Raw genomic sequence first — 24,648 nt, forward strand, 5'->3', positions numbered from 1 at the left:
GCGGCGAGTCCTGGCCGTGCGCGGAGATCGTCCTGATCGTTGGCGCGCTGCGACCCGTGCGGTCGAGCCGGATGCAGACTGACCGCACCACCAACACCCAAGGCTGTTGGCGCCGGCTTTTGTCGTTACCTGCGGTATCGGATGGAGGAGCGCACATGGCAAAGATTCCACGCGGACGCAATCGGCTGCTCGGTGACCTGCCGAAACGGGTGGACAGCGGTGCTCGTGATGCACTCCACGTCACGACGCGACTGCAAGACCTGCAAGGTACCGGCTCGGTGCAGCGCATCGTGGATCTGTTCCGCGAGCGGTCAGTGTCGGCAGCCGGTGGCGATGCCGAGCCCCGCGCGGCCTTGCTGTGGATACTCGACCCGGATCCACAGCGGCCGGGGCGGCTGGTCGAGACGCTCAGCGAAGGCATGGGCAAGCCTCTGCTGCGTATCGACCTTGCGGAGATCGTCAGCCCATACATCGGCGAAACCGAGAAGAACCTGCGACGCGTGTTCGAAGCCGCCGAAGCCGGGGGCGCGATCCTCGTGTTCGACGAGGCCGATGCGTTGTTCGGCAAGCGCAGCGAGGTTGGCGAAGCGCACGACCGCTTCGCCAACCTCGACGAAAGCTGGTTGCTCTGCCAGCTGGGAGAGTACTCCGGGCCGGTGGCCGTACTGGCGCGACCGCGCGAGTGCGACGACGCGACACTGCCGGACGCGACACTGCGGCTGGAATGGCGGCCGCTGCGGCGGCCGCCCGATTAGATGCCCGTATCAAGGGGTGGAGGCAGCCAGGCGTCAAGAAGCCGCGGTAGCACCGGCATCAACACCCGCATCCGCGGTCGTCTCGCTGCGCTCCATCGCCACTTCGCGTACCAGCCGCGACACCAGGGCATCCACCTCGGCTTCGGCTGCGGCAATGGAGGCCTGCAGGCGTTCGTCGCCGAATTCGTCGTATTCGATCGCGATGCGGTCGGTCGCATCGATACCCAGATAGCGCAGCGGCGTCATCACGCCGGCTTCGACGTGATTCATCGCAGCCAGGCGCTCGCCCGGGTTGTAGCCGTAGTCGCCGCGCGAGCTCAGCAGCACCAGGCGCTTGCCCTGGTCGGCCAGCAGCGGCCAATAGGGCTCGCCCAGGCGCTCGCGGTCGAAACCGAAGGTGCGGCCGACACGCACGACATTGTCGATCCAGGCCTTGAGCGTGGACGGCATGCCGAAGTTGTACATGGGTGCGCCGATGACGATGAGATCGGCGGCGATCAGCTCGTCGATGAGGGTGTCGCTCTGCATCAGCGCCGCCTGCATCCAGGGCTCGCGTCGCGCGGGCGCGGTGAAGGCGGCATGCACCCACTGGCCGGTGACTGCTGCTGGCGGCTGCAGGGCAAGGTCGCGGTAGACGACTGCATCGAGGGGACGCTGCGCCTGCCAGCGGCGCAGGAAACGGGCCGAGAGGCGGCGGGTGTGCGAGCCGTGCGCGTGCTCGCCGGAGCGGCCGGGACGGGCGCTGGAGTCGATGTGGAGTAGCCTGATCATGATTCACCTGTTGCTGGGCGGTGAAAACAGGATCGACCAGCTAATAGTCCGCGTAAAACGATCATTTCGCATCCAAAGGATGCAAGGAATTCATCCATTGGATGCCCGCCAGCTGCCGCCCCTGACCGCATTGCGCGCCTTCGAAGCGGCCGCGCGGCATTTGAGCTTCAAGCATGCCGCGGCCGAGCTGTCGCTCACGCCGACGGCGATCAGTCATCAGATTCGTCAGCTGGAAGATCGCCTTGGCGTGCGCTTGTTCGTGCGCGGCACACGGCGCGTGGACCTCACGCCGGCCGGGCAGAGCCTGTTTCCGGCGTTGCGTGACGGCTTCGATGCCATGACGCGGGCGGTGCAGGCAGTGCGGCCCGGGACGCGCCCGCGTGGGCTGGTGCTCAGTACGACGATGGCCTTCGCCTCGCGCTGGCTGTTGCCGAAGCTGGCGCGGTTTGCAGCAGCACACCCGGACATCGCCTTGCACTTGCATACCAGTGACGAGACGGTCGACCTGCTCGGCGGCGCAGCGCAATTGGCCGTTCGCTACGGCCCGGGCCGCTACCCCGATTTGAACGCGACCCCGTTATTGCCGTCGCGTTTTGCGCCCGTGTGCGCACCGGGGTTGGGTGTGCACGCCCCGACCGATCTGGCGCGGGTTGCGCGGATCGGCTTCGCGTGGCTGCGCCGCGATGCGGCAACGCCGGACTGGCCGTTATGGTTCGAACGCGCCGGTTGCGCACCGTTGCCGCGACAACTGCACTTCTCGGATGAGGTCCACGCCATCCAGGCGGCGATGGCCGGGCAGGGGGTCGCGCTGGTCAACCTGGCGCTGGTCGGTGACGAGCTGAGGTCGGGCCTGCTGTGCCAACCCTTCGGCCCCGAGCTGGCCGGGCACGACTTCCACCTGGTGTGGCCGGCGCGTGACGACAGCCATTCGGACCTCGCGGCCGTGCGTGCGTGGCTGCTGGCTGAAGCAGCCGGGTGAGTGGCTTGACTAGCACTCCACCGGATACAGCCCATCCGCGTAGGCCCCGGCGTGGTAGCCCTTGGTGCCGATTGCCTGTGCCAACGGGCTGCGCGGGTCCTCACCCGCCTGCAACCGCGAGAGCGCATGGGCGAAGTCGTAACGCGGGCGCCAACCGAGTTCTTCCCGTGCCAGCGTGTTGACGTAGACGCGGCCGATACTGGGAAACATGCGCCAGCCGCGGCGCAGATACTCGGCCTCGAAGCCCGGCACGCGCTGCGCGACCACGGTGGGAGCGTGACTGCGCAGCGCGCCCAGGTCGTCGCGCGTGAACGGCGTGGTCGCGCTGAGGAGGTAGCGACCGAAACCGATCTGCGGCGCCCGCTCGATTGCCAGCAGGTGGGCGTCGACGAGATCCTGGACGTCGGCCCGACGATAGAGGAACTCGTTGGCCTTGATGTTGCCGTCGACATAGACGTTGCGGATGACCGGGTTGTCGTCCGGCTCCGGAAAAAAGCGCGAGGTCCGCAACACCACGCACGGCAATCGTTGGTTGCGATGGAACAGCCGGCACAGGTCCTCGGCGGCGGTCTTGGTCGTGCCATAGATGTTCTTGGCGACAGGCGCGACGTCTTCGGTGATCCACACCGCCGGTGCGCCATCCGCCGGCGTCAGCGCATCGCCGAAGGCACTGGTGGTGCTGGTGAACACGAACGCGCCGACGCCGTGGCTGGTCGCCGCTTCGAGCAGGTTCAGCGTGCCGGTGATGTTGGTGTCGATGAAATCCTGGCGCGTGTGCGTGGCGACATGCGGCTTGTGCAGTGTTGCGGTGTGCAGCACGGCCTGCACGCCGGCCGCGGCATGCTCGGCGAAGACACGGTCGACAAAGGCGCGGTCGGCGATGGAGCCGACCCGGTCGGTGTAGGGCGAGGGCGAGATGTCCAGACCGATCGCGTCACGGCCCTGGCTGCGTAAGGTGCGCATCAGCGCTTCGCCAAGATGGCCGGCACTGCCGGTGACCAGGATGCGCATGGTGGAGGCTCGATCGGGGCGGAACCTGGATTCTAAACGGCGCCGCGGCGCAAGTCCTCGCAGGACGGGCTGAGCGCAGCGATACCCATCGCCCATTACCTAAACAGCAAGCCCGCCAGATGGCGGGCTTGGATGCGGCATTGCGTGAAAAGCTGGAGGTATCGCACCAAAGGCCGGGAGCGATCGACCTCGGTTCACTGTGCTCTGATGGCTCCCGGCGCCGGCAGCGCCAGGCCCTTGCCCATGGCTTCGTTGATCAGTTTCTGCAAATCGCGCTCGGCCGTGGCGATTACTTTTTCGTGCTGCTTGCTCAGGACTTCCATCTGCGCGCTCAAGGCTTCCATCGGTTTGCTCGCCGCCTCCATCTGGCGGCCGAGGGCTTCCATCGGTTGCGCTTGGGCCTGCAGCCGCTTCGCCTGGGCATCGATGATGTCGGCCTGCTGGTCCATCTGTTGCGACAACGCATCCTGCTGCTTCGACAGCGCATCCATCTCGCGCGACAGCTGCTCTTGTTCTGCGTCGTTGCTGCGGGCCATGGCCCGGGCCAGCTTCGACTGCTTCTCGGCCAGGTTCTGCTGCTGTGTGGCCAGGGTCTCCATGCGACGCGTCGCGGCGTCCATGGCGGGGTTGTCCTCGCGCCTTGCCGACAGTTGCTCCATCTGCTCGCCGAGCACCTCCATCTTGTCGCCGTGGACTTCCATCTGGTCTCCGAGCGCTTCCATCCGGTCGCCGAGTTTTCTGCTCTCGTTCCAGGCAGCCTCGGCGCGCGTGATGAGGGCGGGATCGAGGACGACATAGGCCTTGTCGTCGCGGCGGAACCAGATGAAGTCGCCGTCCAGGGAGCGCCTTGCGCTTTCGATCGCCGGCAGGTCGTCGGTCGATCCAGACAGGGTGATGCCGTCGCGTCCCTTGCGTATCAGTGCATAGGCTTCGTCCCGCTCGCCGGAGTGCAGGCGGATGGTCTGTGCGGCGATGGTGCGCGGCTGTGATGACGCGGTGGGCGGGTCCTTTGCGATTTGCGCCTGGGCATAGAAGGCGATGCATGCAGCGGCGATGCCGAGCAACGGGAAGGCGATCCGGCCGGCGCTGGCGCGATGGCCGGGGCGGACAAGCTGTTCGATACGGGACATGAGGTGGCCTCCGTGGGCGGCTTGCGCGAGATGGGGTGGGGGGCAGCTGGAGCGGTTGAGCGTGGACAGTTCAGACAATTCGGACAGCGCGAGGGCGAGGCGGCGCGGCTCGCCGGTGACCTCGGCGGCCAATCGGTCGGCGATGTGTTCGCGCTCGATGCGGATCCGGCGTGACAGCCACCACGTGACCGGGTGGTAGAACAGCAAGGCCTCGACCACGCCTTGCATCAGGTTGACGAGATAGTCGTGGCGACGGATGTGGGCGAGTTCGTGCGCGAGCAGGGCTTCGATCAGGTCGGTCGGCATGCGCGTGATCAGCGCGGTCGGCAGCAGCACGACTGGATGCCACCATCCGGCGGATACCGGCGAATCGAGGCTGTCGACCAGGTGCAGGACGATGCCGGGCTTCAAACCAGAACGGACGGCGAGGGCATCGAGGCGCGCCTGCCACGGTGCCTGCGCCTCGGCTTGCGGCGTGGCGCGCAGGCGCCTGATCCAGGCCAGGCCCATGGCCATGCGCAGCGACAGCACGCAGGCACCTGCGGCCCACAGCGCGACGATCCAGGGCAAGGCGTTGTCGAGTTGCGTGGGCCACGCGACCGGATCGATGACCAGCCGCGAGGCCATCGCCGGCGCTGCCATCGAGGCGGTGGTGACGGGAGCGGTTGCTCCGGCCGGGACGCCGACATGCGCCACGATGCTGGCCATGGGCGCCAGCACGCACACCAGCAAGGCCACACAGGCAACGGCATAGCGTGTCTGCGGCCGCGCATTGCTCAGCAACTGCAATACGATCGCCGCGACCAGGCCGATCACGGCGCCCTGCCACAGGAAGTGCAGCAAGGCGCGGCCGAGCGCAGGGACGAGGCTTGCCAACAGGTCAGCCATCGGGGTTCTCCTTGAGGAAGCGCTTGATCTCCTCGCGCTCCTTGTCGCTGACGTGGTCGTTCAGGGCGGCCAGGACGAGGGCCTTGCCGGAGCCGGAAAACGCCTTCTGGATGAGGTCCTTGAGCAGATTGGTCTGCAACGCGTCCTGTGCGTGCGCTGCGGCATAGACGTGCGAGCGCTGGCTTTCGTCGCGGCGCAGAAGACCCTTGCCGTGCATGACCTGCATCAGCCGCAGCACGGTGGCATAGGTCAGGTCGGGCCGCTCCGGCAGACGCGCCTGGTGCACGTCCTTGACCGTGGACGGCCCCAGGCGCCAGACCACCCGCAGCAGGTCGAGCTCGGCGGCGGTCGGCTTGGGCGGCTTGGCGACCTTCTTGGGCATGGGTGTGTCAGTTGGATTGGCGCAGGCACAAGCCTGGATCAAGTAGATCGATTTGTCTAGACAATTTTGTCTATGTCTAAAGTCATGGGCTGGGCGTGCAAGGTGTCCGAGCACGAGCAGTCGACACGACGAGGTGTAGCAACCCAGAGCCACCGCGGCCTGGTTGTGCAATTAGAGAAACGGCGTGATGCGCCGCTGGGTGTCTCCTGTTGTCTGGCGAAGGCCATCAGAGTCACGGGCCAGAGAGCGCAGGATCGGCAGGTGCACCAAGCTGTATCCACCGCCACATGCGCACGGACGGTTCATCGGCGCGACTGTTGGGGTGGCGCCGTTACGGAGCGGTTCGCAGCGGCCGTCGACGTGGCGAAATAAGCGCATACTCGACTGCCATTGCAGGAGCCGAGCGGATGAAGCACCAGATCGCCATGTTCAAGTTCACCCTCGGCAATGGCCAGAGCATCGGGCCGACGGCCTTGCAGGCGCTGTGGGTGCGCGCCTGCCAGTCCCCGAACGTCAGCGTCGGTCGACAGACGCCGGGCTTTGGTGGCGACACCAAGCCGACCTACTCGCTGTATGCCTCGCAGCAGCTGGAGAACCTGCCGCAGGTCGAGTTGCGCCTGCGCCGGTTGCTGGAGGAGTGCAAACTCTCGGCGTCGCTGATCTCGTTGCACCACTGATCGCCGGGCAACGGCGGGCAGCGGCTATCGCTCCCGCGTCGTGCCTGTTTCAGTACAACTTCAGCGGGATTTCGTGGTCATAGCGATGGCGGTAGGCCTCGCGCTCGGCGAGGCAGTAGGGACTGCCCATTGCGAATTTTCGACAGATGGCGGGGCGCTGCTCGTAGATGCTGCAGCACATGCGCTGGTGGTCGAGGGCAACGCACCAGCCGTCCTCGCCACGTGCCATCACTTCCAGTCCACGCTCGCTGCGCTCGACCAGATGGCGCGGCACTTCGTCCTCGGGCATCACCACCACAGTCAGCCGGCAACAGACCGCGTCACAGCGGCTGCACGACACGGCCGACGGCTGCGATGCGCTGCTCATGACTCAACCTCCGTGAACTGCGGCACGGCCACCCGGCTGTAGCTCAACGTGCGCCCCCGGAACGGCGCGACGTCGGCTTCCTCAAAGCGGCTCCGTACTTCGGTTACGGTATAGCCTTGCGCGGTCATCGCCCGCGTGAACGGGCCACTCAGGCCGCGTCCGGGGTCGGTGATCACCACTTCGGCATCGGGTCTGGCATGGCGCTGCATCATGCGCGACAGCAGCGCGGCGTGATCGCGCTCGTACAGGATATCGCTGCCGATGATCAGGTCGAAATGCCCCAGCGTTTCGTCGGGCACGGCCCAGGGGAGGTCGTGGTAGGCGATCGGGGGCAGGCCGTTGAGGGCGGCGTTGTATTCGAGGAAGGAGGCCGCCAGTGGATGGTGATCGCTGGCGGTGATGTCGGCGCCACGATGTTGCAGCACCAGGCTGGACAGGCCTAGACCGCAACCGAGTTCGAGGATGCGCTTGCCGGCGATGTCGAACGTGCTCATTGCCTCGGCGAGCACACGCCCCGACGGCCATGGATGCCCGAACAGGCTCCACAACGCGGACGAGATACCGGCGCGCTCGGCTTCACCGTGGGGGTCGGCGAACTGCTGGCGGTCGCTCAGCGCGCGCAGACGGTAGTCATGACCGCCGACACGCACGGTGAGATTGCGGGTGGTATAGCCCGGCATGGGAGCTCCCGAAGGGGCGTCACCGCGCCAAGGCGAGGTGATGACGCGTGAGAGGGAGCGAAGCGGGCGACTGGAGAGCGGTCGGGCGAGACGCGCGGAACAACGTGCGGCGCCGTCATCTTACACCCAGATAATCAGGCCGATGAATGGGGCTTACGCAGCTGCGCGGTCATTCCCCGCGTCCACCGTGGTGAGTTCCTGATCGTGTTCATGCCTGATGCGTTCAATGCCGGGAATGGCAAAGATGGTTGCGGGCAGCCTCGCGCGGATGAATTGGTCCGCTGCCGCCGCGCTGTTCACCCCACCTGAGGCGGCCCGTGCCGCTTGGGGATGGCGTTATCACCGAAACCGACAGCGAGGACAGGTGCCCCATGCTCAGGAAAGTGGCTTTCACGATGTACCCGGTCGCGGATGTGCAACGGGCGCGCGGATTCTACGAGGGCCTGCTGGGCCTTACCGCCGGCTCGGTCGGCAACCAGGGCGATGGCTGGTGGGTCGAGTACGACCTGCCCGGCGGCGGCTGCATGGCCCTCACCAACTTCATCCCCGACCAGCCGAGCAGTGCCGCCGGTGGCACGATCGCGTTCGAAGTCGAGGACCTCGACGCCCTGATGGCCGATCTCAAGGGCAAGGGCGTCACCTTCCTGGGCGATGTGGTGCACAGCCCGGTCTGCCGGATGGCCGTGTGCCTTGACACCGAAGGCAATTCCATCCTGCTGCACCAGCTCAAGGCCAAGTGATGCCACGCACGGTGACTATGGCAACCAAGCCGCGACAACGCACAACCGCCACAGCGACCAGAGGCGAGCGTCCGGTCGCGGTGTTGTTGCAGGAGGCGCTTGATGACCTCAAGCGCCATGCCTCGCAGGCCACGCGTGACGGCATGGCGCGCTACGCCATTCCCGCGGACAAGGCGCTGGGTGTGTCCATGGCCAACATCCAGGCAATCGCCAAACGCCTCGGTCGCAACCACGAGCTCGCCGCGGCGCTATGGGCGACCGACGTGTACGAGGCACGGATGATGACGGCCTACGTCGACGAGCCGGCCCGCATCACTGCGGCGCAGATGGAGCGCTGGTGCCGTGATTTTGACAACTGGGCGCTGTGCGACACGCTGAGCTTCGCTTTGTTCGACCGCACGCCGCATGCCTGGCGCAAGGTCGAGCAATGGGCCGGCCGACGCGAGGAGTTCGTCAAACGCACCGCTTTTGCCTTGCTGTGGGGCCTGGCCCTGCACGACAAACAGGCCGGCGACGAGCCGTTCCTCCGGAGCCTGCTGCTTGTCGAACAGGCCGCCAGCGACGATCGTAATTTCGTCAAGAAGGCCGTGAGCATGGCCTTGCGGGCAATCGGCAGGCGCAATCCCGCGCTGCATGCCGCCGCGGGAGTGGTGGCGCAGCGCCTGGCACAGTCGGACAGTACCGCCGCACGCTGGATCGGCAAGGACGCGCTGCGCGACCTTGCAAAACATGCGCCGCGAGGCGACGCCAAAGGGCTGTCCCGCTCGTAGGTATCCACGACGCCCTGCGAGAGGCGCGCGATCCGCAGGGCGACCGAAGTCCTGTGGCTGGCCGCTGCCTGGCCGCCAGCCTTGATAAAATGTCCGCTCAACGACGACGTATCGCCCTGAAATGCGTGGCGAGTCGAGGGTTCGCGTAAGCCGGGTAGGTGGCACGAATCAACAGGTCATCGGGTGCTTCGAACCGGTCGCGGTACTGCTCGGAGAGGTCGATCAGCGCGCGAGTGTTCTCGTAATAGCGCGACGCGGTGCCAGCGTTGCGGCTCAGCGCGTCTATCGCGCCACCGAGGTCTTCGGTGCGGGTCCGTCGCCAATGACGAGGCCAGTCCAGCACCGCACCGCCGTAGTCTTTCAGGAAGTCCTTCTTCAAGTGCGCGTCGAGCGGTAGCAGGAATCTTTGCGGAATCGTCTGCCGTGCGAACGAGGCGCACAGGCTGGCGCCGATCACGGTCTGGCCGCGTTCGAGGGTGGCTGCTTCGATCAGTGGTTCGCCGATAAAAATGCTGCGTTGTCTGTCCAGCAGGGCGGGGCCCATCGCTAACGCGCCGCGGAACGGAAGCCCGACTTCGATGCTGCGACAGATCAGCTCGTTGCAGACGTTGAGCAGGTTGTCGCAGGGGATGGTGGTGTAGAGCCAGCCCTGCGCCGGGTCCTGGGCGAGCGCGTCGCGTTCTTCCTCGGTCTTTCCCCGCGCCTCGGGCCAGACTGCAGGCGCCCAGACGACGATCGAGTCGCTGGCATAGGCGCCGGCGATCTGGTTGAGGATGAAAATGTCGCCATCGCAGGTCCAGTAGGCGGACTCCTTGAAGCTCAGGTCGCCGAACAGGCTGGCCGTGTTGGCATTGAACCTGTCGACGGTGGCGATGAGCGACAGGTACCTGTCTTCGATATCGGACAAGCCGCGTGTCTCGAACTTCTTCTTGAAGCCCAGGATGTCGAAGAAGGCTACGGCGTACTGGTGGTGCATGCCCGCTTCCCTTGCGCGGCGACCGGCATCGATCCGGACCATCCGGTTACTTGTAGCGCAGGCGGTTAGAGCGCGGCCTCGAATCCGGGCCACAGTCACTTCGGCCGACAGGCATGGCCGTGGTTTCGACTAAAGTACGCATCCCCACGTTCGACCCACGGTATCGCCATGTCCACGATCCCCGCCTGCCCGCAATGCAGCCTGGAAAACACCTACGCTGATGGTGACCGCTACATCTGCGCGGACTGCGGCTACGAATGGCCGATCGTCGCTGAAACCAGCGACGCCGCCGGTGTGGTGGTGCGCGACAGCAACGGCAATGTTCTGGCTGACGGCGATACGGTAGTGGTGATCAAGGACCTGAAGGTGAAGGGGTCGTCGATTCCACTCAAGCAGGGCGCCGTGATCAGGAACATCCGCCTGGTCGAGGACGATGCCGAGCACATTGAAGGCAACTCGGAGAAGATCAAGGGGCTGGTGCTCAAGACCTGCTTCCTGCGCAAGGCCTGAGAACACCACCCCACTTTCGCGGTTCGGGCATGAATCTGGCGCTGTTCGATTTCGACGGAACGATTACCTACGGCGATACGTTCTCGGTGTTCGTGCGCGACACCGTGTCGCCGGGCCGGCTCGTGGCGGGCCAGTTGCTGCTCGCCCCGCTGATCGCCGGGTACAAGCTCGGGGTGGTTTCCGGCAGCCTGCTGCGTACCCGTGTCACCGGCTTCGGCTTCCGGGGGTTGCGCGAGGACGACATCCGGCGAGCCGGTATCCGTTATGCCCGCGAGGTGTTGCACGGCGTGGTCCGGCCACAGGCGCTGGAGCGGATCCTATGGCACAAGGCGCAAGGCGACGTCGTGGTCGTCGTATCGGCGTCCCTGGACATGTATCTGACTCACTGGTGCCGGCATCATGGACTGGACCTGATCTGCAACGAGCTTGAATCGCGCGACGGCGTGTTGACCGGACGCTACCGCCATGGCGATTGCCACAGCGACGAGAAGGCCCGGCGGATCCTCGCCAGGTATGACGTCAGTGATTTCCCGACGGTCTATGCTTACGGCGACACCCGCGAAGACTTGGCAATGCTGGATCTCGCACACAAGAAGTACTTTCGCTGGAGGGAAGTCGTCGATTGACAGGAAGCCCGGGATGTCGGGTCGTCGTGTCCGTCACGGCGCAGTAACGCGGAGCCTTCAAAAGTAAGTCGCGCGGCACGTGGGCTGCCGTCAGGAGATTGAGATGAGCCAATACCGGATCGCCGTGGTCGTCGGCAGTCTTCGCCGCGATTCGTTCAACCAGCAACTGGCGAATGCGCTGGTCAAGCTGGCGCCGCAGGACTTCAGTTTGACGCGCCTGGAGATCGGCGATCTGCCGCTCTACAACCAGGACGACGATGGCCAACAGGCGCAGGCCGTGAAGCGGCTCAAGCAAGAGGTTTCGTCGGCGCAGGGCGTGTTGTTTGTCACGCCCGAGTACAACCGCTCGGTGCCGGGTGTGCTGAAGAACGCGATCGACCACGCCTCACGGCCCTACGGTCAGAGCGCATGGGCGGGCAAGCCTGCGGGGGTGATCGGCATCTCGGTCGGCTCGATCGGTACGGCGCTGGCGCAGCAGCATCTGCGCAACATCCTGGCCTATCTGGATATGCCGACCCTGGGGCAGCCGGAGGCTTTCCTCCAGGCCAAGGAAGGGCTGTTCAATCCGGACGGCGGCATCGGCGAAGGCAGCCGCAAGTTCCTGCAGGACTGGATGGACCGCTATGTCGCATGGGTGAAGAAGCACACCGACTGATTGGCGGGTATTTGTGGACAATGGGCAATGCCACTTGCGCCGGCGAGGCCGATGAACCCATGACCGCTCCCGTCCCGTTGACGTTGCCGGATCCGCAGCGCATCGCGCTGGAAGCAGCCTATGCCACGCCGCCGCGTGCGTACCACAACTTCCAGCATGTGCAGGAAGTACTGCGCCATTACGACGTCGTGGCCGAGGGCCCGGGCTGGCTGCAGCCGGCCGAGGCTTATCTGGCCGTCCTGTATCACGACGCCATCTACGAGGCGGGCAAGCGCGACAACGAGGCGCGTTCGGCGCAACTCGCGCGTGAGCACCTGGCCCACTGGGCGTCGCCGCAGGACGTGGATGCGGAACGGGTAGCCGCGCTGATTGAATTGACCGCTCGCCACGGCAGTTTGGCGCCAGGCGATGTCGACCGCGATGCGGCGCTGTTTCTCGACTGCGACATGGCCATCCTTGGCGCCGAACCGGCGCTGTTCGATGCCTACGACCGCGGCATCGCCGCCGAGTACCGCGGGCATGTGCCGGCGTGGCTGTTCAAGCTCAATCGGCGACGCTTCCTCAAGGGCCTGCTGGCGCGCGAACGCATCTACCTCAGCGATTTCTTCCATGCGCGCTGTGATGCGCAGGCCCGCCGCAACCTGCGCCGTGCGGTTACGGAGAAGCGTTAGCGACGTGTAATGGCGTGGTTTGTTTACGGTCTGCCTGTCTGCGTAGCTGGCCTTGATCGGCTGCGCTGATCGCCACCAGGTGCCGTTACTTCAAGGGCAGGCAGATGGCGGTGCGCCACTCGGCCGGCGGCAGCGAGCCGGGATCGTTGAGGTACTCCTCGAACACCGGCGCGTTGCCCGCTTCTTCAAAACTGTTGGGCAACCACTGGCAGAACAGCCAGTCGTAGGCGCGGTCCAGCTCGGTGTAGGGACCGGTATGCACGACCACGGCATGGCGGCCACCGGCGATCTCGAGCCAGCGCATGCCATCAGCGAGCGGGGTGTCGGCTGGTAGGGCCAGGCAGGCATCAGAACGCAGCTCGTCCTTGGGCGTGGCCGCGGGGACGTCGTAATAAATGCCGAAGCTGCGCGTGCCGGGCTGCAGCAGGTCGCGCTCGCCGGCCCAGGCCATCAGGCGGCCGAAGGTCTCGCCAATCTGCATGTAGTCGCCCTGATGTGGCAAGGCAACGACACGGGTCGGGACGAAGGTGTTGATCTGTGCGCTGTACATGGACGGTTCCTGTGACGACGGGGTGGCCCTGCCCGGCCCTTCGGCCGGGAGGACGACACGACGCTTGCGGAAGGCTGCGGGCGCGCAGCGGTAGGTATTGGCGAAGGCGCGGCTGAATGCGGAAACGCTGCCGTAACCGGCGTGACGGGCGATGGCGGCGATGCCGCGATCACTGCCGAGCAGTTCGCTGGCGGCGCGGTGCAGGCGCAGCCGACGCACCGTATTGGCCACGGTCTCGCCCATCAGGCCGCTGTAGACGCGGTGGAAGTGATAGGGCGAAAAATGGCCAGCCTCTGCCAGTTGCGCCAGCGTCAGCGGCTGGTCGAGCCGGGTCGAGATGAAGGCGACGACCTTCTCGATGCGGGCGCTGTAGCTGGCCAGGGTGCTGCTGCGGTTCAAGCGTGGCTCCGTTCGCGTCGTGTGCCGACATCCTGGTCACGATGGCTTGATCGAGGTTGCTCAGTTGTCGATACGCAGTCCAGCGGCACCGGTCACGGGTGCTGGTAAACGAACTTCGGCATCTCCCATTCGTAGCGGATCGCCAGCATGCGCAGCGCGAAGCCGCCGCCCAGGCAGGCCAGCACGCAGCGATTCTCGCTGACACCCAACTGCAGCAGGGCGAGGTAGGCGATGCCGGTCAGCATCGACACGATCGCGTACAGCTCTTTCTGGAACACCAGTGGGATCTCGTTGCAGAGTACGTCGCGCAGCACGCCGCCGAAGGCGCCGGTGAGCATGCCGCTGATGACGATGATCGTCGGCGCATGACCGGTGTCGCGCGCGATCGCGCAGCCGATCAGGGAGAAGGCCACCAGGCCGAGCGCGTCCAGCCACAGGAACGCGCGCCGCAGCCGATGCATGCGCGAGGCCAGGACGGTGGCCGCGATCGCGGCGCCGATGGTGTAGGCCAGGTACTCCGGGTGCGCTACCCAGCCCAACGGGTAATGGCCCAGCACGATGTCGCGCAACGAGCCGCCACCGAGCGCGGTGACGCAGGCGATGATAATCACGCCGAACAGGTCCATGCGGCGGCGCCCGGCGGACAGGGCGCCGGTCATGGCTTCGGCGGTGATGGCGACGAGGTAGATGAGATCCAGCAACACGGCAGGCTCCGATGGACAGACAACAGGGCCGCGGCCTGTGCCGGTTCGGAGGTCGTGCCGGGTGCGCGTGCGGGACATGCGCGGGACAGCGACGTCATCGCGCAGACGAAGGACGCACGATGATCGCGCCCGGTGCCGCACGATGTCCCGAAGCCGGTCAGGCCACGGTGCCGCTCCCGCTGTCCTTCTACCTGAGAGTTTGCGCGGCGAAAGCCGCTTGCCCCTTCGGTGGGCCGCGATCGGCCTCTCTCCAGCCCGGCGATGTCGTTGCGCAGTGGATGGGCACGTTGCGGTGCCGGCCTGAGCGATTATGGGAGCCTGCGCCTTCGGCGGGCGCCGGCTGACCGGCGCCACTCTTCTGCGAACGGTGACGATGATAGCGCCCTTGCAGCCCACCGTGGCAGCAGCTTTCTCTAGGGTACGAGCACCGCGCGGCCCTTGATCTTGCCCTCGCGCAGGCGCTGGTAGACCGCGACGGCCTGCTCCAGCGGAAATTTCTCGACCTGCGGATGGATGTGTCCGGCCGTGGCCAGCGCGATCACTTCCATCAGTTCGGTGCGCGAGCCCCAGTACGGAACGGTCACCGCGCAACCGTACGGCGGATTATTGGCGCTGTAGTGCAGCGTGCCGCCGCCGAGGCCGACCACGGTGATGCGGCTGTTGCGCCCGACCACGCGCGCGCACAGGTCGACGGTCGGCTGCGCGCCGACGAAATCCAGTGCCAGGACCGCGCCGCGCGCGCCGGTGATCTTGCCGATGGCGGCGGCCGCGGCATCGCCATCGCGGGTATTCACCGTGTGCTTGACGCCCAGCTCGCGCGCGTGTGCCAGCTTGCTCTCGTCGATGTCGCCGGCGATGACGGTGGCCGCGCACAGTGCGTGCAGGATCTGCACGGCCATGTGGCCGAGGCCGCCGATGCCGATCACCACCACGTGGGTGTCGGGCGTGAGCAGCGGCAGGGCGGCCTTGATCGCGTGGTAGGGCGTGAGGGCGGCGTCGCTCAGGGGCGCGGCGATGGCGGGGTCGAGCGTGCCCAGTGGCACCAGCAGGCGCGGCGAGGGCACCAGCATGTACTCGGCCATGCCGCCGTCCGAGCCGAGACCGCCGCCCATCGTGCCCAGCGAAGCGTGGTTCTCGCAGTAGTTCTCGGCCGAGGTCTGGCAGGTGTGGCAATGCCCGCAGCCCCACGGGCCATAGACCGCGACCGGATCGCCTTCCTTCCAGCCGTCGACGCCCTGGCCGACGCCGGCGATCCAGCCGGCGTTCTCGTGACCGAGGGTGAACGGACCCTTCAAGCCCAGCTCCTCGTCCATGACATGCAGGTCGGAGTGGCAGACGCCGGCACCGCCGATCTTCACCAGGATCTGCCCCGGTCCCGGCTTGGGTTGCGGCAGGTCGACGACCTCGGCGGGCTGGCCGACTGCGATGAAACGCACGGCTTTCATGGCGCACTCCTGCGACGCGAGGGGGCTTGGGCAGTGTGCCGACGCGGCGGTCAGGGCATCGTGAACTTCGCGCGATAAACCATGACCGCCATGCGACATGGCCCGTGCGATTGCACGGCCGTGCCGGTTCAGTACGCCTGCAGTGTCGGTCGCACCACCAGTTCGTTGACATCGACATCGTCCGGCTGGCCGATGGCATAGGCGATCGCGCGCGCGATGGCGTCGGCCGGCAACAGGTCCTTGCGGAAGACCTCGTCGACTTCCTTCTTCATGGCCGGGTCGGAGATGGTGCTGGTCAGTTCCGAGGCCACCGCGCCCGGGGAAATGATGGTCACGCGCAGGAACTGCGACTCCTGGCGCAGGCCTTCCGACAGCGCGTGCACCGCGAACTTGCTGGCGCAATACACCGCCGCCAGCGGATAGACATGGCGACCTGCCACTGAAGACACGTTGACGATGTGCCCCGCCTGCTGGGTCTGCATCACCGGCAGTGCCGCGCCAATGCCGAACAGGACGCCCTTGAGGTTGACGTCGACCGTGCGCTCCCACTCGTCGACCTTGAGATCGGTCATGCGCGACAGCGGCATCACGCCGGCGTTGTTGACCAGCACGTCCAGACGGCCGTACGCAGCGACGGTATTGCCGATGAACGCCTCGACCTGCTCGCGGCGGGTGACATCGAGCGATTGCACGATGACCTCGCCGCCGCGCTCGCGGATCTGCGCGGCGAGCGCGTCGAGGCGGTCGGTACGGCGTGCACCCAATGCGAGCCGGGCGCCGTGTTCGGCCAGGCGCAACGCGGTGGCTTCGCCGATGCCGCTGCTGGCGCCAGTGATGGCGATGACTTTGTTTTCGATGTTCAACACGGAAGTTCTCCGGAAACGGGATGAAGGCATGGAGGTCGTGCGGCCAGGGCGTACCCGGCTGCAATGGCGATCAGGCGTTGAGTACCGCCATTTGCGCGGCCGGATAGCGGGTGCCGACAATCTCGTGCGTGGTCAGCACGTCGTCTAGGCGGCGCTGTTCGGCCAGGGTGAGGTCGACACGGGTGGCATCGGCGTTCTCGTCAAGGCGAGCGATGCGGCGCGTACCCGGGATCGGCACGATGTCGGGGCCGCGATGCAGCAGCCAGGCCAGTGCCAGCTGCGCCGGCGTGCAGCCGCGGGCGGTGGCCATGTCCGTCAGCGTGGCCACCAGCGCCTGGTTGCGGTCGATGTTGCCGGCCTGGAAGCGCGGATGCAGGCGGCGCCGGTCGTCATCGGCGAGGTCGTCGGTCTTCTGGATGGCGCCGGTCAGGAAGCCGCGACCGAGCGGGCTGTAGGCGACGAAGCCGACGCCGAGCTCGCGGCACGTGCGCAGCGCATCGTCCTCGACATCGCGCGTCCACAACGAGTACTCGCTCTGCAACGCTGCGATCGGATGCACCACAGCGGCGCGACGCACGGTGGCGCCCGAAGCTTCCGACAGGCCGAGATGACGGACCTTGCCCGCCTCGACCAAGCGCGCCATTGCCCCGACGGTGTCCTCGATCGGCACGTTCGGATCGACACGATGCTGGTAGTACAGATCAATGTGATCGACGCCCAGGCGCTGCAGGCTGGCGTCACACGCGGCGGCCACGTATTCGGGACGGCCGTCGATGCCGAGGAAGTCGCCGTTGGCCGCGCGCACGTTGCCGAACTTGCTCGCCAGCACGATCTCGTCGCGACGCGTGTGCAGCACCTTGGCGAGCAGGCGCTCGTTGTCGCCGACGCCGTACATGTCGGCGGTGTCGAGGAAGTCGATGCCGATGTCGATGGCGTGATGGAGCACGGCGAGATTGGTCGCTTCTTCGCTGGGGCCGTAGAAGTCGGACATGCCCATGCAGCCCAGGCCGATCGCGGACACGGTCAGGCCTTGGCGGCCGAGGGTGCGGCGGGGAAAGGGAAAGCTCATCATGGTGTCTCCAGGTGGGTGGGGAGCGTGCCGGGAAACAGTAGAAGTGGCGTGTCCCGCGGCGTTAGCCCATTGCTCGTGGATGCTTGCCCGATCCTCCACGGCCATGCCGGATGATCTGGCGCCTGCACCAGGCCGGCGCATAATCGCCGCATCCCCCGAACCGGCGATATGCCATGACCGACAACGCTTCCAACGTGGTGCCCGCGCGTCTCGGGCTCGAGGCGCAGCAAGCTGAGCTGGCTGACCGGATTGCCCGAAACGTGCCCGGTGACGGCTTGCACGCGAGCGCGGTGCCGGGGCTGTCGCTGATCCAGGCCAGCGCGCCGTCGCAACCGCTGCCGTCCGTCTACCACCCGAGCCTGTGCGTGGTGGTGCAGGGCCGCAAGCGCGCGTTGCTGGCCGATGAGGTCTTCACCTACGACCCGCTCAACTACCTGGTGGTGTCGATGACCCTGCCGATCAGCGGGCAGATCATCGACGCCACGCCGGAACGGCCGTACCTGTGCCTGCGCATCGACATCGGCCCGGCGCTGGTCAATGAGCTGCTGCGGCAATTAGGCTCCCCGGCGCCTGCGAGCGCGCGTGGCGGTCGTGCGGTGTACCTGGCCCGCACCAGCGCTTCGCTGCTCGACGCGGTGTTGCGACTGGCACGCCTGCTCGACACCCCCGACGAAGCGGCGGTGCTGGCGCCGCTGGCGCTGCGCGAGATCCATTACCGCGTGCTCACCGGCGAGCTCGGCCAGCGCCTGCGCGAGCTGTGCGAGGTTGACGGACCATCGCAACGCGTTGCGCGTGCGATCGAGCTGATCAAGACGCGTTACGCCGAACCGCTGCGCATCGGGGAGCTGGCCGCCGCTGCGCACATGAGCGCCTCGGCACTGCACCAGCGTTTCAAGGCGGCCACCGCGATGTCGCCGTTGCAGTTCCAGAAGCAGTTGCGCCTGCAGGAAGCGCGGCGGCTGATGCTGATGGACGGCATCGAGGCGGCCTCGGCCAGCCATCGCGTTGGTTACGAAAGCCCGTCGCAATTCAGCCGCGAGTACCGGCGTCTGTTCGGTGCACCGCCGCGACGCGAAATCGAGGAGATGCGCAGCACCGGTGGCTGAAACGTTGGACGTCGCGGCGGGTCAGGCTTCCCTGACAGGTTGCACGCGCGTGGCCAGGACCGCGCCAAGCAGGGCCAGCACTGCCGAAATCGCGAAGCCGGCGAGGTAGGCCACGCCCGGTGAACGCACCAGCAGCGCCGCGAACAGCGAACCGCCCACGGCCAGCACGGTGGCGGTGAACAAGGCATCGCACAACTGCAGGGCGGAGGAATTGACGCCTTGCTGTTGCGGCGGTGACAGCTCCAGGGTCAGCACCGACAGTGTCGGGAACAACGCACCCATGCCAAGGCCGGCGACGATCCAGCCGGCGACGCCGACGGCCACCGGCACCTGCGGCGATACCGTCAGGGCGACGCTGGCCACGCCGAGCACGATCAGGCTCATGCCGATCCGCAGCAACTGCGGTGGCGTGAACGGTTGGCTGGGGCGACTGCGGTACCAGGAGCCAGCCGACCAGCCCAGTGCGCCGACGGTGAGCACGACGCCGGCCGCGGTTGGCGACAGCCCGCGTTCGCGTGACAGCAGCAACGGCAGGAACACTTCGGTGCCGAAGAACGCGGCAGAGGCAATGCCGCGCAGCGCGATCACGGTTGGCAGTCCGCGTCCCGCGCGCAGGGTGCCACGCGGCAGCAATTGCCAGGCGCAGACCAGCAGGCCGGTGATCGCGACAGCGAGCATCGTCACCGCAGCGGCATCGCGTTGTTGCCCGGCATGGTGCAGCAGCAGCGCGCTGGCGGCGGCGCCGACCGCCCAGGCGAGGCGATGCGGTTGCGCCATGCCGGCATCGCCGCCGCTGTCGACCGGTGCGCCGAGTCCGCGCACCGCCGGCAATACCATCCAGGCCGCCGCTACCGCGATCAACGGCACCGACAGGAACACCCAGCGCCAGCCCAGGTGCTGTACCAGCAGGCCGCTGATGGTCGGGCCGATCACCGCCGGCAATACCCAGGCGGCGGCGAACGCGGCGAAGATGCGCGGATGCAGATGCGGTGGATACACGCGGCCGACGGCCACGTACAAGGCCACCGACATCAGGCCGCCGCCGAAGCCCTGCACGATCCGGCCGAGCAGCAGCACCCACATCGTCGGTGCCAGGCCAGCGATGATCAGGCCCAGCGCAAACCAGGCGATGCCATGCCGCAACGGCGGTGCCGGTCCGCGGGTGTCGGCCCAACGACCGGCCGCGACCATGCCGACCACGCCCGCCGCGAGCGTTCCACCAAAGGCCAGGGCGTACAGCCGCAGGCCGCCGAGTGCCTGCGCGACCGTCGGCATAGCCGTGGCGACGGCCAGCGCCTCGAAGGCGTACAGCGCGACCAGGGCGACCGCACCGAGTGTGACCGCGCGATAGCGGCGGTCCAGCAGCCCCGGGCCGACTGGGTTTGACGCGACCGGCGCGGTCACGGTCATCTCGGCTGTATCGGCCGCCGCTGTCGGCGCCGAAGCGGTCGGTTCCCAGTCCTGGCTGTGTTCGGAGCGGTTCAATGCGTCCTGCGCGGGCTCTTTCATGGGGCGTGATCGAATGTGCTGTACACCATCAGCACCACCTTGCCACGACCGTGACCGTTTTCCACATCGCGGTGCGCCACGGCACGCGCCAGCATCAAGGGCGCGGACGGCACGCTGCTGTTCACCACGACCAGCCATGAAGCCGTCGACCTGAGCCGGGACACCACCGATCGCATGCTGGTACTGCAATCGGTATCGCGTTAGCCCGCGCGCGGGCCGGATAGTGGATCGATCTGAATGCCGCCGCAAGGCGGCATTCCCTTTGGCAGCGATGGCGACTGTCATAAAGGTGCGCATCCAGGCACTTAGGCTGTCGTCATGAACATCCTGATGCTGTCCGACGTCTACTTACCGCGGGTCAACGGCGTCTCGACCTCGATCCGTACCTTTGCGCGTGCGCTGGCCCGCCGGGGCCACGCAGTCACCGTGGTGGCGCCGGATTACGGTGCGGACAGCGGACAGGAGGCGCATGACGGCCACGGCGAGTTCGAGGTCCTGCGCCTGCCGGCGCGGGTGATCTTCTTCGATCCGGAGGACTGCCTGATCCGCGGTGCGTCATTGCGCACGGCCCAGGCCCAATTGCTGCGGCGCGACTGGGACGTGATCCACATCCACACGCCGTTCCGCGCCCACGTGCTCGGCACGCGTCTGGCCCGACGCAGCGGACTGCCAACGGTCGAGACCTATCACACTTATTTCGAGGAATACGTCGGCCATTACCTGCCGTGGCTGCCGGCCCCACTGACCCGCTGGCTGGCCCGGCGCGTCTCGCGCCATTTGTGCCATGGCGTCGATCACCTGGTCGTGCCGAGCCAGCAGATGGCCGAAGTGCTGGAGCGTTATGGCATCGCCACGCCGTCCACGGTCATCCCCACCGGCATCGACCTGGACGAGTTCGCCGGTGGTAACGGCGCGCGCTTCCGTCTCGCCCACGGTATCGACCCGCAGTGCCCGACGCTGGTCACCGTCAGCCGCTTGTCGATGGAGAAGAACATCGCCTTCCTGCTGCGTGTGGTGCACCAGCTGGTCATGGAGTTTCCCGATCTGCAGTTCCTGATTGCCGGGGAAGGCCCGGATGCGGCACGCCTGAAACATCTTGCCGGCGAGCTTGGGCTACAGGAGCATGTGCGCTTCTTCGGAAACCTCGATCGCCGCAGCAGCTTGCTCGATGCCTACCGGGCCGGCGACGTGTTCGTATTCGCCTCGCCGACCGAAACGCAGGGGCTGGTGCTGATTGAGGCAATGGCGCTGGGCGTGCCGATCGTCTCCACGGCGGTCATGGGCACGGCGACCGTGTTGCGTGATGCGCGCAGTGCCCTGGTCAGCGCCGAGGACGTTGACGCGTTCGCCAGTCAAGTTGCGCGTTTGCTGCGCGCACCGGAACTGCGCGCGACGCTTGTCAAGGCCGGGCCCGAGGACGCCCGTGCGTGGAGCATGCAGGCGCTTGTGCACGAGGTCGAGACGCTTTATGGCCATCTGGCCGGACAGGAAAGGGTGCCAGCCATGCGGTGAGTAATCATCGGGACACCCGCGTCAGTTGCGTCGAAGGCAACCTCGGCGTGCGCGTCACCTGGTGAGCCAACGTGGTGCCGGGCAGGGACTGCGGATCCTGCCCGGCACGGTACACGGCTTCGATCCGCGACCGTCCTGTCCCGAGGCAGGCGTGCCCGTGCCTGTACCATGCGCGCTTCGCTCAGAGGAGATCCGCCATGACCGTTTCCATGTACGCCGCATCGGTGCCCGTGTTCGAGCAGATGCTCGGTGGCCTCGGCGGGGTGTTGAACAAGGCCGAGGCCTATGCGGCCGAGAAGAAGATCGAGCCGGCGGTGTTGCTGCAGGCCCGGCTGTTTCCCGACATGTTCCCGCTGGTCCGCCAGGTGCAGATCGCCTGTGACTTTGCCAAGAGCGTGCCGTCGCGGTTGGCCGGTGTCGAAGTGCCGGCTTACGACGACAACGAGCAGACCTTCGCCGAACTGCATGCGCGCATCGCCAAGACCCTGGCCCTCATCGGCGGCCTGGACGCCATGCTGTTCGAGGGCAGCGAACAACGCGAGATCGTGCTGCGCCCGGGCACGCCGAAGGAGCGCAAGCTCGACGGCCAGGCGTACCTGCTGAGCTACGGCCTGCCGCAATTCTTCTTCCACGTCACCACCGCCTATGCGTTGCTGCGCCACAACGGCGTCGAGGTCGGCAAGCGCGATTACATGGGCGCGTACTGAGTGACACATCTGCCGGCCATGCGCCACGGCCATCCCGTGGCGCGGGAAGGCGCGGTAATGCGCCGGCTCGCCACGGCCGTGCTGGCCGGCCTGTTGGTGTTCGTTGTGGTGTGCGTGGCCGTGCAACTGCTGCGTGACGACCTGGATTGGTGGCTCGCGCCTCTGAGCTTTTACCTGGTCGGCGACTACGGCAGCTGGTTGCAGGGCGCGTACCTCGTTCTTGCCGGCGCCCTGGCCATGCTGGGCGCCGGCTATTACGCCGCGCTGCCAGCGCCGGCGCGCAGTGCGGCGCCATTGTTGCTGTTCGTGCTGGCGGCGCTGGCGTTGGGCGTGACCGCAATGGCGGAAACCGACCGCCCGCAGCGTCCGCCAACCTTCGAAGGCCTGGTGCACGGCATCGCCGCATCGACCGCTTTCCTGTGCGTGACCACGGCCATGCTGCTGCAGTCCTGGCGTTTCCGTGGCGATGCACAGTGGCGACCGCGCTTTGTGCAGGCGTTCGGGCTGGCCATGATCTGCTTCGTCGCGATGTGGGTGCACGCCCTGTGGCGCGAAGCGCCGCGTGGATTGAGCCAGAAGCTGGTGATTGCGGCGATCGTGGCCTGGCTGGTCCTGGCTGCGTTCTGGCTACGGCGGGCCAGCGCGGTCGGTCCCCATAATTCCTCGAATCCTTAACCGATCAATGGCTTGCGAGCAGCTCCGGCAAGCATGGCGGCCGCTTGGCACCTAGAATGCGCCGATGATTCTCAACATCGCCGCCTACCACTTCACCCCGATCGATCAGCCCGATGCGTTGGCCGCGCAACTGCAGGCCTGGGCGCAGGCCGGCGAGTTGCAGGGCACCGTGCTGGTGGCGGGCGAGGGCATCAACCTGTTTCTTGCCGGTCGCGACGCCGCGGTTCACGGTTTTCTGGACCAGTTGCAGGCAGACGCCCGCTTCACCGCGTTGACGGTCAAGTTCAGCCACAGCCACCGGCAGCCGTTCGCGCGGCTCAAGGTCAAGGTCAAGCCGGAGATCATCAGCTTCCGCCGCGACGACGCCTCGCCGCTGGCCGGACGTGCGCCGACGGTGGCGCCGGACCAGCTCGCGCGCTGGCTCGAACACGGACGCGACGATTCGGGCCGGCGCGTGGTGATGCTGGACACCCGCAATCGCGAGGAGGTCGGCTATGGCACGTTTGCGCAGGCGCTGACGCTGCCGATCGACAACTTCACCGACTTGCCACGGGCCCTGGCGCCGCATCGCGAAGACCTGCGCGATGCCACCGTGGTCAGCTTCTGCACCGGCGGTATCCGCTGCGAGAAGGCCGCGCTGTGGATGCACGGCAGTGGAATGAGCAATGTGTTGCAGCTCGACGGCGGCATCCTGGGGTATTTTGAGCAGGTCGGCGGCCGCCATTACGATGGCCGCTGCTTCGTGTTCGACGAGCGCGTCGCGCTCGATTCCGAACTGAAACCGTTGATGGACGACGTCGCCTGACGACGATCGTGGGTGGCCCGGCAGCGACGTTGCCGATCGAGGCGCCAGCCCATCCACCACAGTGAGGATTGCGATGTTGAATCAAGTTTGGACGTCCCGTTTTCTGCCGTTGGCCGCGGCAATGACCAGCGTGCTATTGCTGGTGGCCTGTGAGGCACAGCCTCCGGTCAACAGCGCCGCACCGGAAGCGATCACCGCGGCGCCTCCTGCCGCGAACCCGCAGCCGGACGTCAATGCCGCGCCGGTCGAGCGCGCGGCGCCGCCGATGCTGAAGCCGGTGGCGCTGGGCGTGTACGAGCCGGGCAATCCGGTCGCAACGGCCGTGACCGGCAAGCTGACCATCGAGGATGCGGTGCTGCGCGGCGGCAACGGTGCCAGCTTCACCACCGAGCGCGTCGCGATCGTCAATGGTGGCGACCAGTACTCGGCCGGCAGCACCTATGCGCAGGCGATGATGATCCAGCCTGACCAGCCGGTGGAACTGCGCCGCGTGCTGGAGGAGACGCCGCCCACCGAATTGCCCGCCAATGCCATGTGCGGCGGCCAGCCCACTGGCTTCATCGCCCTGGCCAAGGTGTTGGAAGGCGGCACCGGAGTGGTCAAGCTGATCGGCCTGCAGGGCAGCGACCTGCCGGCGGCCTCGGCGTCTGGCATCACCCTGTGCGCGAGCACCAGCTACTTCGGCGTGGACAGTCCCGACGCCGGGTAAT

The 24,648-nt window shown here is 66.7% G+C and carries 29 protein-coding genes and 1 riboswitch; of the genes, 15 read left to right on the plus strand and 14 right to left on the minus strand.

All coding sequences use genetic code 11. From position 1 onward, the window contains the following. Positions 1-155 precede the first annotated feature (155 nt). Positions 156-755: an AAA family ATPase gene (locus ACFOLC_RS11760; protein WP_386759454.1), complete on the plus strand. Its 600-nt coding sequence runs from the start codon at positions 156-158 to the stop codon at positions 753-755. 33 nt (positions 756-788) lie between these two features. Here the strand turns inward: ACFOLC_RS11760 and ACFOLC_RS11765 are convergent, their stop codons facing one another. After that, positions 789-1,526 carry an FMN-dependent NADH-azoreductase gene (locus ACFOLC_RS11765; RefSeq protein ID WP_386759455.1) on the minus strand — a complete coding sequence of 246 codons (738 nt, stop codon included), beginning with the start codon at positions 1,524-1,526 and terminating at the stop codon, positions 789-791. On the opposite strand from ACFOLC_RS11765, the gene ACFOLC_RS11770 reads away from it, so the two are divergent. Beyond that, positions 1,525-2,505, plus strand: a complete 981-nt coding sequence (locus ACFOLC_RS11770) for a LysR substrate-binding domain-containing protein (protein WP_386759456.1) — start codon at positions 1,525-1,527, stop codon at positions 2,503-2,505. The genes ACFOLC_RS11765 and ACFOLC_RS11770 overlap by 2 nt on opposite strands. 9 nt (positions 2,506-2,514) lie before the next feature. On the opposite strand, the gene ACFOLC_RS11775 is transcribed toward ACFOLC_RS11770, so the two are convergent. The 3 genes from ACFOLC_RS11775 to ACFOLC_RS11785 all read right to left on the minus strand — a co-directional run bounded on the left by ACFOLC_RS11775 (position 2,515) and on the right by ACFOLC_RS11785 (position 5,916). Further along, on the minus strand, positions 2,515-3,516 hold the full coding sequence (locus tag ACFOLC_RS11775) for an NAD-dependent epimerase/dehydratase family protein (protein WP_386759457.1): 1,002 nt from the start codon (positions 3,514-3,516) through the stop codon (positions 2,515-2,517). A gap of 194 nt (positions 3,517-3,710) precedes the next feature. Next, the gene (locus tag ACFOLC_RS11780) at positions 3,711-5,534 is read right to left on the minus strand and encodes a M56 family metallopeptidase (RefSeq protein WP_386759458.1); all 1,824 of its coding nucleotides are present in this window, start codon (positions 5,532-5,534) and stop codon (positions 3,711-3,713) included. Next, complete coding sequence (locus ACFOLC_RS11785; protein WP_386759459.1) at positions 5,527-5,916, minus strand: BlaI/MecI/CopY family transcriptional regulator; 390 nt, start codon at positions 5,914-5,916, stop codon at positions 5,527-5,529. The genes ACFOLC_RS11780 and ACFOLC_RS11785 overlap by 8 nt, the downstream gene beginning before the upstream one ends. A gap of 407 nt (positions 5,917-6,323) precedes the next feature. On the opposite strand from ACFOLC_RS11785, the gene ACFOLC_RS11790 reads away from it, so the two are divergent. Next, positions 6,324-6,593, plus strand: coding sequence for a hypothetical protein (locus tag ACFOLC_RS11790; RefSeq protein ID WP_386759460.1), 270 nt, complete (start codon positions 6,324-6,326; stop codon positions 6,591-6,593). 49 nt (positions 6,594-6,642) lie between these two features. Here ACFOLC_RS11790 and ACFOLC_RS11795 read toward each other — a convergent pair whose 3' ends face one another. Beyond that, a complete protein-coding gene (locus ACFOLC_RS11795; RefSeq protein WP_386759461.1) occupies positions 6,643-6,960 on the minus strand; it encodes a YkgJ family cysteine cluster protein in 318 nt (105 codons plus the stop codon). Beyond that, entirely contained in the window at positions 6,957-7,640 is a 684-nt protein-coding gene (locus ACFOLC_RS11800; protein ID WP_386759462.1) for a class I SAM-dependent methyltransferase, read from the minus strand. The genes ACFOLC_RS11795 and ACFOLC_RS11800 overlap by 4 nt, the downstream gene beginning before the upstream one ends. A 371-nt stretch (positions 7,641-8,011) precedes the next feature. Here ACFOLC_RS11800 and ACFOLC_RS11805 point away from each other — a divergent pair, with 371 nt between their 5' ends. Further along, on the plus strand, positions 8,012-8,380 hold the full coding sequence (locus tag ACFOLC_RS11805; RefSeq protein WP_386759463.1) for a VOC family protein: 369 nt from the start codon (positions 8,012-8,014) through the stop codon (positions 8,378-8,380). Between the two features lie 17 nt (positions 8,381-8,397). Then, positions 8,398-9,150 carry a DNA alkylation repair protein gene (locus ACFOLC_RS11810; RefSeq protein ID WP_386759464.1) on the plus strand — a complete coding sequence of 251 codons (753 nt, stop codon included), beginning with the start codon at positions 8,398-8,400 and terminating at the stop codon, positions 9,148-9,150. A 97-nt stretch (positions 9,151-9,247) separates the two neighbouring features. Here the strand turns inward: ACFOLC_RS11810 and ACFOLC_RS11815 are convergent, their stop codons facing one another. After that, positions 9,248-10,168: a hypothetical protein gene (locus tag ACFOLC_RS11815; protein ID WP_386759465.1), complete on the minus strand. Its 921-nt coding sequence runs from the start codon at positions 10,166-10,168 to the stop codon at positions 9,248-9,250. Between the two features lie 126 nt (positions 10,169-10,294). Between ACFOLC_RS11815 and ACFOLC_RS11820 the strand changes: the two genes are divergently transcribed. The 4 genes from ACFOLC_RS11820 (at position 10,295) to ACFOLC_RS11835 (ending at position 12,588) form a co-directional block, all read left to right on the plus strand. Further along, positions 10,295-10,636 carry a zinc ribbon domain-containing protein YjdM gene (locus ACFOLC_RS11820; RefSeq protein WP_386759466.1) on the plus strand — a complete coding sequence of 114 codons (342 nt, stop codon included), beginning with the start codon at positions 10,295-10,297 and terminating at the stop codon, positions 10,634-10,636. A gap of 29 nt (positions 10,637-10,665) precedes the next feature. Next, positions 10,666-11,262: an HAD family hydrolase gene (locus tag ACFOLC_RS11825; protein WP_386759467.1), complete on the plus strand. Its 597-nt coding sequence runs from the start codon at positions 10,666-10,668 to the stop codon at positions 11,260-11,262. A 103-nt stretch (positions 11,263-11,365) separates the two neighbouring features. After that, a complete protein-coding gene (locus ACFOLC_RS11830) occupies positions 11,366-11,917 on the plus strand; it encodes an NADPH-dependent FMN reductase (RefSeq protein ID WP_386759607.1) in 552 nt (183 codons plus the stop codon). Between the two features lie 59 nt (positions 11,918-11,976). Continuing rightward, positions 11,977-12,588, plus strand: coding sequence for an HD domain-containing protein (locus ACFOLC_RS11835; protein WP_386759468.1), 612 nt, complete (start codon positions 11,977-11,979; stop codon positions 12,586-12,588). Between the two features lie 85 nt (positions 12,589-12,673). On the opposite strand, the gene ACFOLC_RS11840 is transcribed toward ACFOLC_RS11835, so the two are convergent. The 5 genes from ACFOLC_RS11840 to ACFOLC_RS11860 form a co-directional block, all read right to left on the minus strand. Next, a complete protein-coding gene (locus tag ACFOLC_RS11840; protein WP_386759469.1) occupies positions 12,674-13,537 on the minus strand; it encodes an AraC family transcriptional regulator in 864 nt (287 codons plus the stop codon). 92 nt (positions 13,538-13,629) lie between these two features. Next, positions 13,630-14,241 carry a trimeric intracellular cation channel family protein gene (locus tag ACFOLC_RS11845; protein ID WP_449284296.1) on the minus strand — a complete coding sequence of 204 codons (612 nt, stop codon included), beginning with the start codon at positions 14,239-14,241 and terminating at the stop codon, positions 13,630-13,632. A gap of 171 nt (positions 14,242-14,412) precedes the next feature. Then, positions 14,413-14,505, minus strand: a riboswitch (glycine riboswitch). A gap of 149 nt (positions 14,506-14,654) precedes the next feature. Beyond that, the gene (locus ACFOLC_RS11850; RefSeq protein WP_386759470.1) at positions 14,655-15,686 is read right to left on the minus strand and encodes an NAD(P)-dependent alcohol dehydrogenase; all 1,032 of its coding nucleotides are present in this window, start codon (positions 15,684-15,686) and stop codon (positions 14,655-14,657) included. A gap of 128 nt (positions 15,687-15,814) precedes the next feature. Then, entirely contained in the window at positions 15,815-16,549 is a 735-nt protein-coding gene (locus ACFOLC_RS11855) for an SDR family oxidoreductase (RefSeq protein WP_449284297.1), read from the minus strand. A 73-nt stretch (positions 16,550-16,622) separates the two neighbouring features. Beyond that, positions 16,623-17,621: an aldo/keto reductase gene (locus tag ACFOLC_RS11860; RefSeq protein ID WP_386759472.1), complete on the minus strand. Its 999-nt coding sequence runs from the start codon at positions 17,619-17,621 to the stop codon at positions 16,623-16,625. Positions 17,622-17,797: 176 nt separating this feature from the next. Between ACFOLC_RS11860 and ACFOLC_RS11865 the strand changes: the two genes are divergently transcribed. Beyond that, positions 17,798-18,730, plus strand: a complete 933-nt coding sequence (locus ACFOLC_RS11865; protein WP_386759473.1) for an AraC family transcriptional regulator — start codon at positions 17,798-17,800, stop codon at positions 18,728-18,730. A 21-nt stretch (positions 18,731-18,751) separates the two neighbouring features. Here ACFOLC_RS11865 and ACFOLC_RS11870 read toward each other — a convergent pair whose 3' ends face one another. Together ACFOLC_RS11870 and ACFOLC_RS11875 are read right to left on the minus strand one after the other, a co-directional pair. Further along, entirely contained in the window at positions 18,752-20,140 is a 1,389-nt protein-coding gene (locus ACFOLC_RS11870) for an MFS transporter (protein ID WP_386759609.1), read from the minus strand. A 95-nt stretch (positions 20,141-20,235) separates the two neighbouring features. Beyond that, complete coding sequence (locus tag ACFOLC_RS11875) at positions 20,236-20,415, minus strand: hypothetical protein (RefSeq protein WP_386759474.1); 180 nt, start codon at positions 20,413-20,415, stop codon at positions 20,236-20,238. Between the two features lie 142 nt (positions 20,416-20,557). Between ACFOLC_RS11875 and ACFOLC_RS11880 the strand changes: the two genes are divergently transcribed. The 5 genes from ACFOLC_RS11880 to ACFOLC_RS11900 all read left to right on the plus strand — a co-directional run bounded on the left by ACFOLC_RS11880 (position 20,558) and on the right by ACFOLC_RS11900 (position 24,647). Then, complete coding sequence (locus ACFOLC_RS11880; RefSeq protein WP_386759475.1) at positions 20,558-21,751, plus strand: glycosyltransferase; 1,194 nt, start codon at positions 20,558-20,560, stop codon at positions 21,749-21,751. A gap of 197 nt (positions 21,752-21,948) precedes the next feature. Continuing rightward, complete coding sequence (locus ACFOLC_RS11885; RefSeq protein WP_386759476.1) at positions 21,949-22,458, plus strand: DUF1993 domain-containing protein; 510 nt, start codon at positions 21,949-21,951, stop codon at positions 22,456-22,458. Positions 22,459-22,515: 57 nt separating this feature from the next. Further along, positions 22,516-23,133: a DUF998 domain-containing protein gene (locus ACFOLC_RS11890; protein ID WP_386759477.1), complete on the plus strand. Its 618-nt coding sequence runs from the start codon at positions 22,516-22,518 to the stop codon at positions 23,131-23,133. Positions 23,134-23,197: 64 nt separating this feature from the next. Continuing rightward, on the plus strand, positions 23,198-23,938 hold the full coding sequence (locus tag ACFOLC_RS11895) for a sulfurtransferase (RefSeq protein WP_386759478.1): 741 nt from the start codon (positions 23,198-23,200) through the stop codon (positions 23,936-23,938). Positions 23,939-24,059: 121 nt separating this feature from the next. Further along, on the plus strand, positions 24,060-24,647 hold the full coding sequence (locus ACFOLC_RS11900) for a hypothetical protein (protein WP_386759479.1): 588 nt from the start codon (positions 24,060-24,062) through the stop codon (positions 24,645-24,647). The last annotated feature ends 1 nt before the right edge of the window (position 24,648 follow it).

The sequence above is a fragment of the Lysobacter cavernae genome, from assembly GCF_042648505.1.
GTDB classification, from domain to species: Bacteria; Pseudomonadota; Gammaproteobacteria; order Xanthomonadales; family Xanthomonadaceae; genus Lysobacter_L; species Lysobacter_L cavernae.

Coding starts and splice junctions, on each gene's coding strand:
- ACFOLC_RS11775 (WP_386759457.1), bottom strand. CDS start 3,516: ATGCGCATCCTGGTCACCGGCAGTGCCGGCCATCTTGGCGAAGCGCTG.
- ACFOLC_RS11800 (WP_386759462.1), bottom strand. CDS start 7,640: ATGCCGGGCTATACCACCCGCAATCTCACCGTGCGTGTCGGCGGTCAT.
- ACFOLC_RS11785 (WP_386759459.1), bottom strand. CDS start 5,916: ATGCCCAAGAAGGTCGCCAAGCCGCCCAAGCCGACCGCCGCCGAGCTC.
- ACFOLC_RS11895 (WP_386759478.1), top strand. CDS start 23,198: ATGATTCTCAACATCGCCGCCTACCACTTCACCCCGATCGATCAGCCC.
- ACFOLC_RS11860 (WP_386759472.1), bottom strand. CDS start 17,621: ATGAGCTTTCCCTTTCCCCGCCGCACCCTCGGCCGCCAAGGCCTGACC.
- ACFOLC_RS11880 (WP_386759475.1), top strand. CDS start 20,558: ATGAACATCCTGATGCTGTCCGACGTCTACTTACCGCGGGTCAACGGC.
- ACFOLC_RS11780 (WP_386759458.1), bottom strand. CDS start 5,534: ATGGCTGACCTGTTGGCAAGCCTCGTCCCTGCGCTCGGCCGCGCCTTG.
- ACFOLC_RS11790 (WP_386759460.1), top strand. CDS start 6,324: ATGAAGCACCAGATCGCCATGTTCAAGTTCACCCTCGGCAATGGCCAG.
- ACFOLC_RS11810 (WP_386759464.1), top strand. CDS start 8,398: ATGGCAACCAAGCCGCGACAACGCACAACCGCCACAGCGACCAGAGGC.
- ACFOLC_RS11870 (WP_386759609.1), bottom strand. CDS start 20,140: ATGACCGTGACCGCGCCGGTCGCGTCAAACCCAGTCGGCCCGGGGCTG.
- ACFOLC_RS11885 (WP_386759476.1), top strand. CDS start 21,949: ATGACCGTTTCCATGTACGCCGCATCGGTGCCCGTGTTCGAGCAGATG.
- ACFOLC_RS11830 (WP_386759607.1), top strand. CDS start 11,366: ATGAGCCAATACCGGATCGCCGTGGTCGTCGGCAGTCTTCGCCGCGAT.
- ACFOLC_RS11760 (WP_386759454.1), top strand. CDS start 156: ATGGCAAAGATTCCACGCGGACGCAATCGGCTGCTCGGTGACCTGCCG.
- ACFOLC_RS11805 (WP_386759463.1), top strand. CDS start 8,012: ATGCTCAGGAAAGTGGCTTTCACGATGTACCCGGTCGCGGATGTGCAA.
- ACFOLC_RS11890 (WP_386759477.1), top strand. CDS start 22,516: ATGCGCCGGCTCGCCACGGCCGTGCTGGCCGGCCTGTTGGTGTTCGTT.
- ACFOLC_RS11765 (WP_386759455.1), bottom strand. CDS start 1,526: ATGATCAGGCTACTCCACATCGACTCCAGCGCCCGTCCCGGCCGCTCC.
- ACFOLC_RS11795 (WP_386759461.1), bottom strand. CDS start 6,960: ATGAGCAGCGCATCGCAGCCGTCGGCCGTGTCGTGCAGCCGCTGTGAC.
- ACFOLC_RS11900 (WP_386759479.1), top strand. CDS start 24,060: ATGACCAGCGTGCTATTGCTGGTGGCCTGTGAGGCACAGCCTCCGGTC.
- ACFOLC_RS11825 (WP_386759467.1), top strand. CDS start 10,666: ATGAATCTGGCGCTGTTCGATTTCGACGGAACGATTACCTACGGCGAT.
- ACFOLC_RS11835 (WP_386759468.1), top strand. CDS start 11,977: ATGACCGCTCCCGTCCCGTTGACGTTGCCGGATCCGCAGCGCATCGCG.
- ACFOLC_RS11820 (WP_386759466.1), top strand. CDS start 10,295: ATGTCCACGATCCCCGCCTGCCCGCAATGCAGCCTGGAAAACACCTAC.
- ACFOLC_RS11850 (WP_386759470.1), bottom strand. CDS start 15,686: ATGAAAGCCGTGCGTTTCATCGCAGTCGGCCAGCCCGCCGAGGTCGTC.
- ACFOLC_RS11865 (WP_386759473.1), top strand. CDS start 17,798: ATGACCGACAACGCTTCCAACGTGGTGCCCGCGCGTCTCGGGCTCGAG.
- ACFOLC_RS11875 (WP_386759474.1), bottom strand. CDS start 20,415: ATGCGATCGGTGGTGTCCCGGCTCAGGTCGACGGCTTCATGGCTGGTC.
- ACFOLC_RS11815 (WP_386759465.1), bottom strand. CDS start 10,168: ATGGTCCGGATCGATGCCGGTCGCCGCGCAAGGGAAGCGGGCATGCAC.
- ACFOLC_RS11770 (WP_386759456.1), top strand. CDS start 1,525: ATGATTCACCTGTTGCTGGGCGGTGAAAACAGGATCGACCAGCTAATA.